The sequence below is a fragment of the Pseudomonas sp. P4_B3 genome, from assembly GCF_056402295.1.
In genome coordinates this window covers 129313-142975 of the sequence record NZ_JBFUHR010000017.1, presented here as the reverse complement: position 1 = coordinate 142975, position 13663 = coordinate 129313, and the positions used below count along the sequence as shown (strand labels likewise).

The 13663-nt window shown below is 60.0% G+C and carries 12 protein-coding genes; 5 read left to right on the top strand and 7 right to left on the bottom strand.

Features of this window, described 5'->3' with window-relative positions; genetic code table 11:
* Positions 1-86 precede the first annotated feature (86 nt).
* Together ltrA and AC1DWG_RS20305 are read right to left on the bottom strand one after the other, a co-directional pair.
* Positions 87-1379, bottom strand: a complete 1293-nt coding sequence (gene ltrA, locus AC1DWG_RS20310; protein WP_109786034.1) for a group II intron reverse transcriptase/maturase — start codon at positions 1377-1379, stop codon at positions 87-89.
* Between the two features lie 520 nt (positions 1380-1899).
* A complete protein-coding gene (locus tag AC1DWG_RS20305; RefSeq protein ID WP_477761975.1) occupies positions 1900-3486 on the bottom strand; it encodes an ABC-F family ATPase in 1587 nt (528 codons plus the stop codon).
* 488 nt (positions 3487-3974) lie between these two features.
* Here AC1DWG_RS20305 and lpxO point away from each other — a divergent pair, with 488 nt between their 5' ends.
* The 4 genes from lpxO to ilvA all read left to right on the top strand — a co-directional run bounded on the left by lpxO (position 3975) and on the right by ilvA (position 7809).
* Positions 3975-4874 (top strand): lipid A hydroxylase LpxO, encoded by a 900-nt coding sequence (gene lpxO / locus AC1DWG_RS20300; RefSeq protein ID WP_477761974.1) that lies wholly within the window; start codon positions 3975-3977, stop codon positions 4872-4874.
* Between the two features lie 142 nt (positions 4875-5016).
* A complete protein-coding gene (locus tag AC1DWG_RS20295; RefSeq protein ID WP_477761973.1) occupies positions 5017-5358 on the top strand; it encodes a hypothetical protein in 342 nt (113 codons plus the stop codon).
* A gap of 67 nt (positions 5359-5425) precedes the next feature.
* Positions 5426-6589, top strand: coding sequence for a PQQ-dependent sugar dehydrogenase (locus AC1DWG_RS20290; RefSeq protein ID WP_477788270.1), 1164 nt, complete (start codon positions 5426-5428; stop codon positions 6587-6589).
* Between the two features lie 206 nt (positions 6590-6795).
* The gene (gene ilvA / locus AC1DWG_RS20285; protein WP_477788269.1) at positions 6796-7809 is read left to right on the top strand and encodes a threonine ammonia-lyase, biosynthetic; all 1014 of its coding nucleotides are present in this window, start codon (positions 6796-6798) and stop codon (positions 7807-7809) included.
* A gap of 64 nt (positions 7810-7873) precedes the next feature.
* Here ilvA and eco read toward each other — a convergent pair whose 3' ends face one another.
* Positions 7874-8356, bottom strand: a complete 483-nt coding sequence (eco, locus tag AC1DWG_RS20280) for a serine protease inhibitor ecotin (protein WP_477761970.1) — start codon at positions 8354-8356, stop codon at positions 7874-7876.
* Between the two features lie 281 nt (positions 8357-8637).
* Here eco and AC1DWG_RS20275 point away from each other — a divergent pair, with 281 nt between their 5' ends.
* Positions 8638-8904 carry a DUF1652 domain-containing protein gene (locus AC1DWG_RS20275; RefSeq protein WP_477761969.1) on the top strand — a complete coding sequence of 89 codons (267 nt, stop codon included), beginning with the start codon at positions 8638-8640 and terminating at the stop codon, positions 8902-8904.
* A gap of 97 nt (positions 8905-9001) precedes the next feature.
* Here the strand turns inward: AC1DWG_RS20275 and AC1DWG_RS20270 are convergent, their stop codons facing one another.
* The 4 genes from AC1DWG_RS20270 to AC1DWG_RS20255 all read right to left on the bottom strand — a co-directional run bounded on the left by AC1DWG_RS20270 (position 9002) and on the right by AC1DWG_RS20255 (position 13653).
* Entirely contained in the window at positions 9002-9268 is a 267-nt protein-coding gene (locus AC1DWG_RS20270) for a DUF2790 domain-containing protein (RefSeq protein ID WP_477753813.1), read from the bottom strand.
* Between the two features lie 295 nt (positions 9269-9563).
* A complete protein-coding gene (locus AC1DWG_RS20265; RefSeq protein WP_477761968.1) occupies positions 9564-10508 on the bottom strand; it encodes a carbohydrate kinase family protein in 945 nt (314 codons plus the stop codon).
* Between the two features lie 13 nt (positions 10509-10521).
* Positions 10522-12018 (bottom strand): xylulokinase, encoded by a 1497-nt coding sequence (gene xylB / locus AC1DWG_RS20260; RefSeq protein WP_477761967.1) that lies wholly within the window; start codon positions 12016-12018, stop codon positions 10522-10524.
* 162 nt (positions 12019-12180) lie between these two features.
* A complete protein-coding gene (locus tag AC1DWG_RS20255; protein WP_477788268.1) occupies positions 12181-13653 on the bottom strand; it encodes a mannitol dehydrogenase family protein in 1473 nt (490 codons plus the stop codon).
* Positions 13654-13663: the final 10 nt, after the last annotated feature.

Sequence of the window (13663 nt, the reverse complement as noted above, 5' to 3'; positions counted from 1 at the left end):
CGGCATAGGGGACGGCCTTCACAGGCCGTTCCCCTGCCACACCACCCGGCATGCGGGTCCGCACCGGGCGGTTCGAGAGATTGAGGTCAGGAGAGACGCGGTAAACCCGTTCTGTCGAACCACGCCATATCGAGCACTCGGTTGAGTTCAAGAGCGCTATTGCGCCACCAGGAGCGAGAGTTTCCCGCCACTTTGCGGGCAGTAACCTCACTTGCACCCAACTTGCGTAGCTCTCGATAGATCGTTGCACTACGCCGCCATTGCTTGAGCTGGATTGCTCGTAGTCGGTGTCGTATCCATTTGTCCAGCTCTCGCCAGATTCTGGGGGTTTGCGACAAGCCGAAATAGCCCTTCCAGCCCAGCATGTAGGGCCTTAATCGATCGACAACTTGTTGCAAGCTGCGACCACCTGAGCGCCGGGTAAACCAGCGGATGCGTTGTTTGAACTGCTTGCGCGCTTTGACTGCTACCGTTCTCTTGACGCCTTTGGGCGACGCCCAAAAGGCAAAGCCAAGAAACTTGCGGCCAAATGCACTCGCTACTGCACTCTTGCTCTCGTTGACGCTCAAGTGCAGCTTTTCATACAGACGCTTTAGCAGAGCCATTACCCGCTGCCCAGCCTTGCGGCTGCGAACATACACGTTCGCATCGTCGGCATAGCGCACGAAGCAATGACCTCGACGCTCAAGTTCCCGATCCACTTCGTCCAGCAGCACGTTCGCCAACAACGGCGACAGCGGGCCGCCTTGCGGCGCCCCGCAGCGGCTGTTCTCGACCACGCCATCGATCAGCGTTCCCGCATCCAGATACGCCCGAATCAGCCGGATAACCGCCCGATTCGCAATCCGCTTGCGCAACCGATCCATCAAAATGTCGTGGTCGACCCGGTCGAAGAATTTCTCCAGATCCACATCCACCACCACTTTGCGCCCTGAAGACACATGACGCTGAGCCGCCAAAACGGCGTCCTGCGCAGAGCGTCCAGGACGAAAGCCGTAGCTGTGTTCACTGAACGTCGGATCGAGTAATGGCTGCAAGACTTGCAGCAACGCTTGCTGGATCAAGCGGTCGGTGACCGTTGGAATACCCAGCTCGCGTTCGCCGCCGTCAGACTTGGGGATGACCACGCGGCGTACCGGACTGGGCCGGTAGACACCTGAGAGAAGCTGTTCACGAATCGCGGTCCACTGGGTGAGCAAGTGTTCGGCGGTCTGTTCAATATCCAGACCATCGACGCCCGCTGCACCCTTGTTGGCCTTGACCCGCTTCCACGCCCGTTTCAGGTTTTCTCTCGCAAAGGCCCGCTCCAGCAGCCCTTGCCCTGCGTTATCGGGTTCATCTTGCGGGCGATTGACCTCGTCGCTGACGGGACTTCTCACGGCTTCACCGCTCGTTATCTCCGTCCGCCCCGCGTTTGGCAGGCATCTGACTTCCGGTCGTTCGCATCAACATGGCCTATAACGCTTTCTCTCGTTCGGCCCTTCGTCAAAAAAAAGACTACTACGGCCTCTGCTGACTTCTCGCTCCGGCTAGCGCCGTCGCCCTTTCAGGCGTGAGGCGAGATCTCCCCAGGTAAGAACGCAATCCTTCCCCGCACAACCGCCGGATTTACGTTGCCGCCCCTTTGACCACAAGAGCTTCGCAGTTACATGCCCGCTCGCCCTGGTCGGCATCGCCTTGTATCCGGTTCTTGTCCATCGGCTCACGGTTTCGATCCACGCTTCCTCCCCACACTCGGTCGCCCTCATGCAGTTGCGCTTCACTTCGTTCGCTGTGGCCAGCTTACGGCGGGACTTTCACCCACAAGATTGCGCCCATGCTGGGCGCACATGCCAAAAGCCCCGTCACCAGGACAGGGCTTTTCACTTGAAGCTTGCAGCTAAAGGTTTGTAGCTGCCTTTAGAACACCACACCCTGGCTGCGCAGGTAGTCGTCGTAGGTGCCGCTGAAGTCGGTTACGCCGTTAGGGCTCAACTCGATGATGCGGGTGGCCAGGGACGATACGAACTCACGGTCGTGGCTGACGAAGACCAGCGTGCCCGGATAGTTCTCCAGCGCCAGGTTCAGCGCCTCGATGGATTCCATGTCCAGGTGGTTGGTCGGTTCGTCCATCACCAGCACGTTCGGCTTTTGCAGGATCAGCTTGCCGAACAGCATGCGGCCTTGCTCACCACCGGAGATGACCTTGACCGACTTGAGGATCTCGTCGTTGGAGAACAGCATGCGACCCAGGGTGCCGCGAATGATCTGCTCGCCTTGGGTCCACTGGCCCATCCAGTCGAACAGGCTGACGTCGTCTTCGAAGTCATGGGCGTGGTCCTGGGCGTAGTAGCCCAGCTCCGCGCTTTCGGTCCACTTCACGGAACCGGCGTCCGGGGTCAGCTCGCCCATCAGGGTGCGCAGCAGGGTGGTCTTGCCGATACCGTTCGGGCCGATGATCGCCACGCGCTCGCCGGCTTCGACGGTGAAGCTGAAGTTCTTGAACAGGGTCTTGCCGTCGAAGCCCTTGGACATCTGCTCGATGGTCACGGCCTGGCGGTGCAGTTTCTTGGTCTGTTCGAAGCGGATGAACGGGCTCACGCGGCTCGATGGCTTGACTTCGGCCAGCTGAATCTTGTCGATCTGCTTGGCGCGGGACGTGGCCTGCTTGGCTTTCGAGGCGTTGGCCGAGAAGCGGCTGACGAAGGTCTGCAGTTCGGAGATCTGCGCTTTCTTCTTGGCGTTGTCCGACAGCAGTTGCTCGCGGGACTGGGTCGCCGCGGTCATGTACTCGTCGTAGTTGCCCGGGAACAGGCGCAGCTCACCGTAGTCCAGGTCGGCCATGTGAGTGCAGACGCTGTTGAGGAAGTGACGGTCGTGGGAAATGATAATCATGGTGCTGTTACGCGCCTTGAGGATCGTTTCCAGCCAGCGGATGGTGTTGATGTCCAGGTGGTTGGTCGGTTCGTCGAGCAACAGCACTTCCGGATCGGAGAACAGTGCCTGGGCCAGCAACACCCGCAGTTTCCAGCCTGGCGCCACTTCGGCCATCGGGCCAAAGTGCTGTTCCAGGGGGATACCCAGGCCCAGCAGCAGTTCACCGGCACGGGATTCAGCGGTGTAGCCGTCCATTTCGGCGAACTCGGTTTCCAGCTCGGCCACGGCCATGCCGTCTTCTTCGCTCATTTCCGGCAGCGAGTAGATGCGGTCGCGCTCGGCCTTGACCTTCCACAGCTCTTCGTGACCCATGATCACGGTGTCGATCACGGTGAATTCTTCGTAGGCGAACTGGTCCTGGCGCAATTTACCCAGGCGTACGTTCGGCTCCAGCATGACCTGGCCGCCGGACGGCTCGAGGTCACCGCCGAGAATCTTCATGAAGGTCGACTTGCCGCAACCGTTGGCGCCGATCAGACCGTAACGGTTGCCACCGTTGAATTTGACCGAAACGTTTTCGAAGAGCGGCTTGGCGCCGAACTGCATCGTGATGTTAGCTGTAGAAATCAAAGGTTTTTCCTGCGAAGCATTCAGAGTAGCCAGGGTTGCGGCAGTACCGGTTCAGTATCCGTTCCACTGTCCGGACCCCGGGATATTCATCCCGATCGGCAGTGAAAGATCCATCTGGCATCAAGTGGACAGCAGCATGTGGCGCGCTTGGCCCGAGTCAACGTGCGCTGAAAGGGGATTTCCCGCTCTCAACCTGGGTCGCGCGTAAAGTTTGGCGGCGATTGTACTGGTCTGGCTCTTTAAACGATAGGGCGTTGAGGCCACTGCAACGCTTTGGCGGATTTTGCAGACACATTTTCGCAGTCACAGGTTAACTATTGGTTACAAACTGTGGCTAAAATGTCATCCATCAGCCGGAAACCGACCATCGGTAAGGCTCGATGGCACTACGGCGCCGCTGTTTCGTAATCAGTCGCTGCACAAGACCCCCAGGACTGGCATGCCGGTAAAGGGCGCAGTTTGTTTACTTCCGACCTGTGACGATTCCAGTGAAACTCATCATTGCCGTTATCTACGTTGTCTCCATTGTGTATGTCCACCTGCGCGGTCACGTGCGCCACAAGCTGGGCCGCCAGTTGAGTGATCACTCGACGTTTCTGGCGCCGATCAATTGCTTTCTTTATCTGTTTTCGAAAATCCCCAACAAGCCTTATCTCGACCCGGCCGATTTTCCCGACCTGAGCCCGCTGCAGGCACATTGGGAAGAAATCCGTGCCGAAGGCCGGAATTTGCTTCACGCCGGTGAAATCAAGCGTTCGAAGCAATACGATGACGTCGGTTTCAACTCGTTTTTCAAGACCGGCTGGAAGCGCTTCTATCTCAAGTGGTATGGCGACAGCCACCCGTCGGCCATGAAGCTCTGCCCGCGCACCACTGAGCTGGTGCAGGGCATTGGTTCAATCAAGGCGGCGATGTTCGCCGAGTTGCCCCCGGGCTCCAGACTGGTGCGCCATCGCGATCCGTACGCCGGTTCCTACCGTTATCACCTGGGCCTGGAAACACCCAACGCTACCGGGTGCTACATCAATGTCGATGGCCAGAACTACCATTGGCGCGATGGCGAAGCGGTGATGTTCGATGAGACCTACATTCATTACGCAGAGAACACCACGCCGCACAATCGCATCATCTTGTTCTGCGACGTCGAGCGGCCGATGAAGTATCGCTGGGCTGCGGCATTCAATCGCTGGTTCAGCCGCACCGTCATGTCGGCGGCAGGTGCGCCGAACCAGGCGGGCGACAGGACCGGCGGGCTCAACCGGCTGTTCAGCAGGATCTATAAGGTTCGCCTGCACGGCAAACAACTGAAAAAGCGCAATCGCACGCTTTACTACCTCGAAAAGTGGTCGATCTTCGCCGGATTGCTGGTGGTCATCATTCTGATCTGAAGGGGTGTGTTCGGGCTGCTGACGATGAAGCCGGAACATCCAGCCTATTACGTCTTGCCGGGGAGGTTTTTGTTAACAAAGCTGAACCCCGGGCGTAGCGTGGTATCGAAGTCCTTATCCACGCGACGTAGAGAGGCACCCCATGAACCGATACGTGTTTGGCGCCATTGTGCTGGCCTTGAGTGCCATATTGGGCTCTCTGGCCGATGCCTCTGCTGCGTTGCAATTGGCCCAGAACCTGCCGGGCCGCACCAACAACAACCCTTACAACAGTCCGATCCACCGGGCCAACCCCAACAGCATGCAAGGCACTCAACCCAGTGCCCCGGCCATACGCGGACCCAATACCGTGCCGGTCCAGCGCTCGCCGACGCTGGACAACGGTGGCATCGGTAATCGCTATCCCGACCGGACCGCTCCCGCCAGCCCACCGACATTCATTCCCAATCCTGCCCCGCGAGACACCGGCAGCAACAACCGTTGAGTGGCAGGCATCACCTCTGCCCGCTACTTTTCACCAAACCTCATGTTCATCGGAAAAGGAATCCTGCATGTTGCGTAAAAACCTATTGGCAACCCTCTGTGCCAGCGCATTGATCAGCGCCACTGTCCCTGTGCTTGCCGCGCCCGCCCAGACGATGAAAAGCGAAGAAGGCACCCTCGAGGTCACCCCCGTCGTGACGGGGCTGGAGCACCCCTGGGCGCTGGCATTCTTGCCGGATCGTAAAGGCATGCTGGTAACCGAACGGCCTGGCAACCTGCGACTGGTGACCGCTGACGGCAAGCTGTCAGCACCGCTCAATGGCGTGCCAACGGTCTGGGCCAAGGGGCAGGGCGGCTTGCTGGACGTGGCGTTGTCACCGGATTTCAAGCAGGACCGGACGGTCTATCTGTCCTATGCCGAAGGTGGTGGTGAGGATAACAAGGCCGGCACAGCAGTGGGCCGCGGCCGGCTCTCCGACGATATGACGGCGCTCAAGGATTTCCACGTGATCCTGCGTCAGGAACCCAAACTCTCGGTGGGCAACCATTTCGGCTCGCGGCTGGTGTTTGATCGCGACGGCTATCTGTTCGTGACGCTGGGGGAAAACAACGACCGCCCGACTGCCCAGGACCTCGACAAACTGCAAGGCAAAGTGGTGCGGATCTACCCGGACGGCACGGTGCCCAAGGACAACCCCTTTGTCGGCCAGGCCAACGTGCGCCCGGAGATCTGGTCCTACGGGCAGCGCAATCCGCAAGGCGCGGCGCTCAACCCGTGGAACGGCACGCTGTGGGAAAACGAACACGGCCCCCAGGGCGGCGATGAAATCAACATCATCGAGCGTGGCAAAAACTACGGCTGGCCGCTGGCGACCCATGGCATCAACTACTCCGGTCAACCGATTCCCGAAGCCAGGGGTGATACCGTCGAAGGCACCGTTGCCCCGAACCATGTCTGGGAAAAATCCCCGGGCCTGAGTGGCATGGCGTTCTACGACGCCGATCGTTTCAAGGCCTGGCAGCGCAACGTGTTTATTGGCGCGTTGGTCAGCCAGGAACTGATCCGCCTGGAGTTCGATGGCGACAAGGTGGTGCACGAGGAGCGTTTGCTCGGGGAGTTGAAACAACGTATTCGCGATGTGCGGCAGGGGCCGGATGGCTATTTGTATGTATTGACCGATGAGGAGAACGGTGGCATTTACAAAGTCGGGTTGAAGTTGCCGGCTGACTAATGGCATCTACAAAACTTGCCATTGACTTGCCACAACCGTCCGGCTAATTTCGAGCCATGACTTCCACCGTATTGCGCTGCCAGCCAAGCATTATTACCGCCATTCCTCATTTGGCGGGCTAGCTCACGACTGCAGCACCCAACCCGCCCTAGAGGCGGGTTTTTACTTTCTGTCTCCCGGGTCCCGATCAATGTCAGGAGACGACCATGAGTTTTACCGCTGATCAACAGGCCTTGCTGGAACGCTACGTCAAAAAAATCCTTGCCGCGCCGGTGTATGAACTGGCCGTGCGCACGCCGTTGCAACCGGCACCGGCCTTGTCCGAAGCCTTGGGCAACCAGATCCTGCTCAAGCGCGAAGACTTGCAACCGACCTTTTCCTTCAAGATCCGCGGCGCCTACAACAAGCTGGTGCAACTGAGCGAGGCGCAAAAGGCTTGCGGCGTGGTTACCGCTTCTGCCGGCAATCATGCCCAGGGTGTGGCGCTGGCTGCTCGGGAGTTGGGGATCAATGCCACCATCGTCATGCCATGCACGACGCCGCAATTGAAGGTCATCGGGGTTCGCAGTCGTGGCGCCGATGCTGTATTGCACGGCGAAAGCTTTCCGTTTGCACTGGCCTATGCACTTGATCTGGCCCGGGAAACCGGTCGCACCTTTGTTTCGCCCTTCGACGATCCGGAGGTGATCGCCGGTCAAGGCACGGTGGCCATGGAAATCCTGCGCCAGCATCAAGGTCCGCTGGATGCGATCTTCGTGCCGGTGGGTGGCGGGGGGCTGATCGCCGGCATCGYCGCTTACGTCAAATACTTGCGACCGGAGGTGCGCATCATCGGCGTCGAGTCGGAGCATTCCGCGTGCCTGCAAGCTGCGTTGCTCGCCGGCGAGCGAGTTATCTTGCCAAGTGTCGGCACCTTCGCCGACGGGGTGGCGGTGGCGCAGATCGGCGCTTACGGTTTTGAGGTCTGCCGGTTTTGTGTCGATGAGGTGCTGAGGGTCAGCAACGATGAGCTTTGCGCTGCAATCAAGAATATCTATGACGATACCCGCTCGATCACCGAACCTTCCGGCGCGCTGGCGGTGGCCGGGATCAAGAAGTACGTGGCACAGAGCGGGGCTCGTGGTCAGACCCTGGTCGCCATCGACTCGGGTGCCAACATCAATTTCGACAGCCTGGGGCATGTGGCCGAGCGAGCTGCGTTGAGTGGCGCTCCGGCATGACACTCGGGCAGGCCGACGGCGGGCGCCGCAAGCGGGCGCCACAAGGGTCCGCCGGATGGCCGGATTATTCCTGAACGGCTTTCTCGACCTTGGTCGACGCCGACCAGATGCGGTAGCGCACTTCGATGTCCTTGGGCACGTACAGCACGAGCGGCAGCTTGCTGTTGTAACGCAGCAGGAAGCCGTCACCGACCACCGGTACAAAACCCTGTTTGCTCGTGCCGGTCGGGCAGGCCATCAGCGTGCTCATCGGGCCAATGACTTTTTCCAGGCGATAGAACGGGTAGCCCCAACCCTCGAGGTTCTTCTCTTCGAGAATGCCACCCAGACGCGGGTTATTGCAGTCGACGGTCATCGTCTTGCCGGCCAGGATCTCGACCTGGAAGTCGTTTTCCCGGGTCTGTGGTGCGAGGTGAATCACCTGGCGGGTAAACCCGCTTTCGGCCTTCGGATAGGGCGCGGTGTCTTCGAGTTTGGCGGCGTGCGCCAGGCCGGCAAGCCCCAGTGCGGCTAGCGCTGCGCAAGCGTTAACGGTCAAAGAACTCATGATGCCTCCTTGCTTGAAGTGAAGGGCGGCATTTTTACTGTGGTGCGCAGTGAATGCAAACCCGTGGCGCCCAGCGTGCAAATTTCAAGGTCACAAGGGGTGTATATTGCAAACGGCATGACAGGCTTTACAGGTGTCTTGCCTGAACCCATGAATTGCCGATGAGCTGCACAGCGAAATCCGGAGCATGATTTATGCTGTATCTGTCCTTGAAGCTTGCCGGGATTTCATATGAGCGAGCATTGACCGTTATTGGCAGTCTCACATAGGAGGGAGTCGCCATGTTTCTTTCTGCCTTGGAACTTCGCAACATCATTGAAAGCAGTTTTCTGCCCGTGCGCTGCCAGTGCACGCTGTCACCGGATCTGTCGATGACCGTCAAGGTCTATGCAGACGGGCAAACCGATCACCTGGATCTATTGGTCACCGGCATTGATGCTTCCGGGCTCAATGGTTGCCGGGAAATCAACGAGTTGATTGCCCGGCTGCGTTCCAAACAGCATCACGTCGAGGTCGATCCCCACTCGATGCTGGGCAAAGCGCTTTAACCTGCGGTTTCGAGTTCCACGGACACGCGCCGGGTCTGGAAGAACGCCAGGCCCAGCGCCAGTTCAACGGCAACCGTCGGCAAATCAGACTTTTCGGTCAGCTCTGGTTCTCGCAGGCGTCGGAAAGTTTACGGTAGGTAATTTCTGCGGGTTTTCCCCTGTCATCGATGTACTTCATCTGGGCATTTACCACTTTGCACTCAAGGGTGTCCGGCTCGGTCAGTGAAATCACTTTGCTGACATGCAATGGCATGCCGTAGTGATAGGGCACGGCTTGAGAGTCAGTGGTGTCATTGGCCTGAGCCAGGCCGGCAAACGCAGTGCAGGCGAGGGCGGTGGTAACCAGCAGGGTACGAGTGTTCATCAGCGATCTCCGGTGCGGACGGAAAGTCAGTTCGATGTGTCGCTTGTCGAACTTGCCGCACTGGGCGTCAGAGCAGTCTGAGGGCGTGCGGTCCAGTGAAGTGTTGGACCGCACGGTTAAGCGAGGGTTAACCCGGCTGAACGCCGTCTGTTGCGAATGCGCGATCCTGTGTATCAGTTAAGACCATCGGGCGCCTGATGGAAAGTCATCGCGAGCAGGCTCGCTCCTACATTGGATCGCTGTCGGGCATGAATCTACTGTAGGAGCGAGCCTGCTCGCGAAGAGTCCCTCGAATTCAGCGCAAATCCAACTGCTGCCGATAAGGCAAATCCGGTCCGGTCTTGCTGCACGTCAGCGCCGCCGCCTGGACCGCGAACTTCAGCATGCGGTCGATCTGCTCGCGGCCAAGTTGCTTCACACCCTCCACCGAATCCAGCTGCTGTTCGGTCAACCAGGCAATCAGCGCCGCCTGAAAGGTATCGCCCGCGCCCACGGTGTCGGCGATTTTTACCGCACAGGCAGGAGCCGACCACGAACCGTGAACCCGGCTGAACACGCTCGCGCCATCGCCGCCCCGGGTCAGGAACACCAGCTGACARCGGTGTTGCAACCAGCCTTCGATCACCTGCGCCGGGTCTTGGCCGGGGTACAGCAGATGCAGATCCTCGTCGCTGACCTTGATCAGATCAGCCAGTTCGACCAGCGTCGCGATCCGTGCACGCCACAGGTCAATGTCCGGCTCCGGGTTCAGGCGCACGTTCGGATCGAGGCTGATCAGGCGCTTGCCGCTTTCCCGGCGCACCAGTGCCAATAGGGTGTCGGCAATCGGCTGCACCACCAGGGAGAACGAACCGATATGCAGGCCGCGTACCTCAGGCCCGAGTGCCGGCAGGTGCTCCGGTTGCAATTGTCGATCCGCGCAGCCTTCGCCACGGAAGCTGTACTGCGGTGAGCCATTGGCCCCGACCGCGACCATCGCCAGGGTGGTCGGCGCGGCAAAATCCAGCAGGTAGTCCTGGCACACGCCTTCATCTTGCAGCACTTGCAGCAGGCGCCGCCCCAGGTAATCGGTGGACAACCCGGCCAACAGCGCCGCGTCCACGCCCAATCGGCGCAAGCCCACTGCCACATTGAACGGCGAACCACCGGCAATGGCTTTGAAGTTCACTTTGGAAGCCAGACCGCTGGCGTCGTTTTCACTGAAAAAATCGAACAGCGCTTCGCCACACACCAGGTACATAGTTGTTCACTCTTCAAAGGGTTGCGACATGCTGTTGATAGCGTTCATACGCCTGCTGACAGGCGTGTACATTGTCGGCGACCGGCAGGGTTTCACTGGCCGGGTCGAGCTTCACGCAACGCTCGCACAAGTCCGCCAGACTGTGTTCGTGCCCGTTCGCCCGGGATACGCACCAGGCCGCCTGGATCGCCGCACCGAGAGCCGCGGCCTCGCTTTGTTCGGTGCAGATCACCGGGGTGTTCATGGTGTCGGCGACGATCTGCCGCCACACCGCGCTTTTCGAACCACCGCCGATCAGCCGAATGCTGCGGCTTTGCAAGCCATTGTGGCGTAACAGGTCCAGTCCGTAACGCAAACCGAACGTCGTGCCTTCGACCACCGCGCGGCACAGATTGGCCCGGGTCAGATTGGTCATGGTCAGACCCGACAGGCTGCCACTGGCATGGGGCAGGGCAGGCACCCGCTCCCCGTTGAAAAACGGCAACATGCTCACACCTTCGGCACCGATCGGCGCCTGGGCAACGAGCTCATTGAACTGATCGATGTCGAGGTCCAGCAGGTCACGAATCAGACCGGTGGCATTGGTCAGGTTCATGGTGCAGATCAATGGCAACCATCCGCCACTGGAAGAACAGAACGTGGCGACTGCGGCATCCGCGGCGACGCTCGGTTGATCGGCATAGGCGTACACCGTGCCGGACGAGCCGAGGCTCATAGTGATTGCACCGGGCTGGATGTTGCCGGTGCCAATGGCGCCCATCATGTTGTCGCCGCCGCCACTGGACACCAGTGCCCGCGGGTTGATGCCCAGGTGTTCGGCAATGCCCGGCAGAACCGTACCGACCGCCTGATGGGCATCGATCAGCTCAGGTAGCGCGGCTTGCAGGCGTCCGCTCGGGTCGATGTCCAGCAACAATTGCAAATCCCACCGGCGCGTACGCACATTGAAATACCCGGTGCCCGAGGCATCGCCGTATTCGCTGCAACTGCGGCCGGTTAGCCAATGGTTGAGGTAGTCGTGGGGTAGCAGGATGCGGGCGATGCGGGAAAACACCTCGGGATGCTGCTCTTTGGTCCATAGCAGTTTGGACAGGGTGTAACCCGGTGCGATGACCACGCCGAGGCGTTCCAGCGAACCCTTTTCGCCGCCCAGATGGGCCAGCAGGCGGTCATTTTCCGGGGTGGTTTCGGTGTCGCACCAGAGCTTGGCCGCACGTAATACCTTGCCCTGATCGTCGAGCAGCACCAGGCCATGTTGCTGGCCGGAGACGCCAATGCCGAGGATCGACTGGCCATCGGCTTCAGCCGCGAGCAAGGCGCGGCGGGTGGCGGTGGTGAAGGCTTCCAGCCACTGCTGGGTGTCCTGTTCGCGGCGGCCATTGGCCGCGCTGATCAGGCTGTGGCTGGCCGCTCCCTGGCCGAGCACCTCACCGCTGGCCGCGTCGAGGATGATGGCTTTGGTGCCCTGGGTGCCGCAGTCGATGCCGAGGAAGAGTTGTCGGGTTGTCATGCAGGATCCTTGGATATCAGTAAACCCTCATCGCGAGCAGGCTCGCTCCCACAGGAGATCTTCAGAGAACACACATGTTGCGCTCGACGATTATCCAATGTGGGGGCGACGGTGCGGCGATCCGACCTGCTCGCGATGACGGCAGTTGCTACACCACCGACCTCAAGCCAGCACCCGCTCCAACGTTCGCGACACTCCAACCCCGCGCAAACTATTGCAGCACCACTCGAACGCTGCGACAAACTCCGGTGAGCGCGCAATGGCCGTACCAAAAATCTCCTCGACCGCCAACAATCGCTGGGTAATCAACACATCATCGGCCACCAGCGTCTGGCAGAACGCTGCGCGTGGGTCCGGGATCGAATAGGTCTCGCCATGCTCATCCACGCCCTTGAGGTACAGCGCCCACGCCGCCACCACCAACGCTGCTCGCTTGGTCTCACGGCCATCGGCGATCAAGCGGTTGATGGTCGGCACGGTGAATTTCGGAAACTTCGACGAGCCGTCCGAACACACCCGTTCAAGCTGATCGGCAATCGCCTGATTGGAGAAGCGCGTCACCAGGGTGTTCTTGTACTCGGCCAGGTCAATTCCCGGCACCGCCGGCAGCTGCGGCGTCACATCCAGGTCCATGTAGGCGCGCATGTAGCGCACGAACAGCGGGTCGTTCATGGTCTCATGGACGAAGCGGTAACCCTTGAGGAATCCCAGGTACGTCAGCGCCAGATGACTGCCGTTGAGCAGCTTGATCTTCATTTCTTCGTAGGGCGTGACGTCGTCGGTGAACTGCACGCCAACCTTTTCCCAGGCCGGGCGACCGTTGACGAACTTGTCTTCCAGCACCCATTGCACAAAGGGTTCGCAGACCACTGGCCAGGCATCGTCCACCCCATGCTGGTCGGCCAGTTGCAGGCGGTGCCGGGAACTGGTCGTCGGCGTGATGCGGTCGACCATGGCGTTGGGGAAACTGACGTTGGCGTCTATCCAGTCGCGTAATTCGCCGTCGTGCAAGGCGGCGAAGGCTAGCAGCGCCTTACGGGTGACGGCACCGTTGTGCGGCAGGTTATCGCAGGACATCAGGGTGAAGGCCGGCGTGCCGGCGGCGCGACGCTTGGCCAGTGCGGCACAGAGGAAACCGAACACGGTTTTCGGCGCCTCCGGATGCGCCAGGTCATGCTGAATCTGCGGCAAGTGCGCCATGAACTCACCGGTGCTGTCGTCGATGCAGTAACCGCCTTCGGTGATGGTCAGCGAGACGATGCGGATCTCGGGACTGGTCAGTTTGTCGATCAACGCCTGGGCATCGTCCTCTGCCAGCAACATGTCGCGAATTGCCCCGATCACCCGCACCTCGGTGTCGTCGTTATCACCAAGTTCGAACAGGGTGAACAGGTAGTCCTGATCCTTGAGATCGTCACGGGCGCGGCGGTCCTCGGCGCGCAGGCCGACACCACAGATTGCCCAGTCCAGCGCTTCTCCGGTATTCATCAGTGCATCGGAGTAAAACGCCTGGTGGGCGCGATGGAAACCGCCGACGCCGATGTGCGCGATGCCTTGGCGGGTATCGCCCAACGCGTAGGCGGGCAGGACCACTTCAGGCGCGAGGCGGCTGAGGTTGTGTTTGTTCAGTTTCATCGCAGGCTCT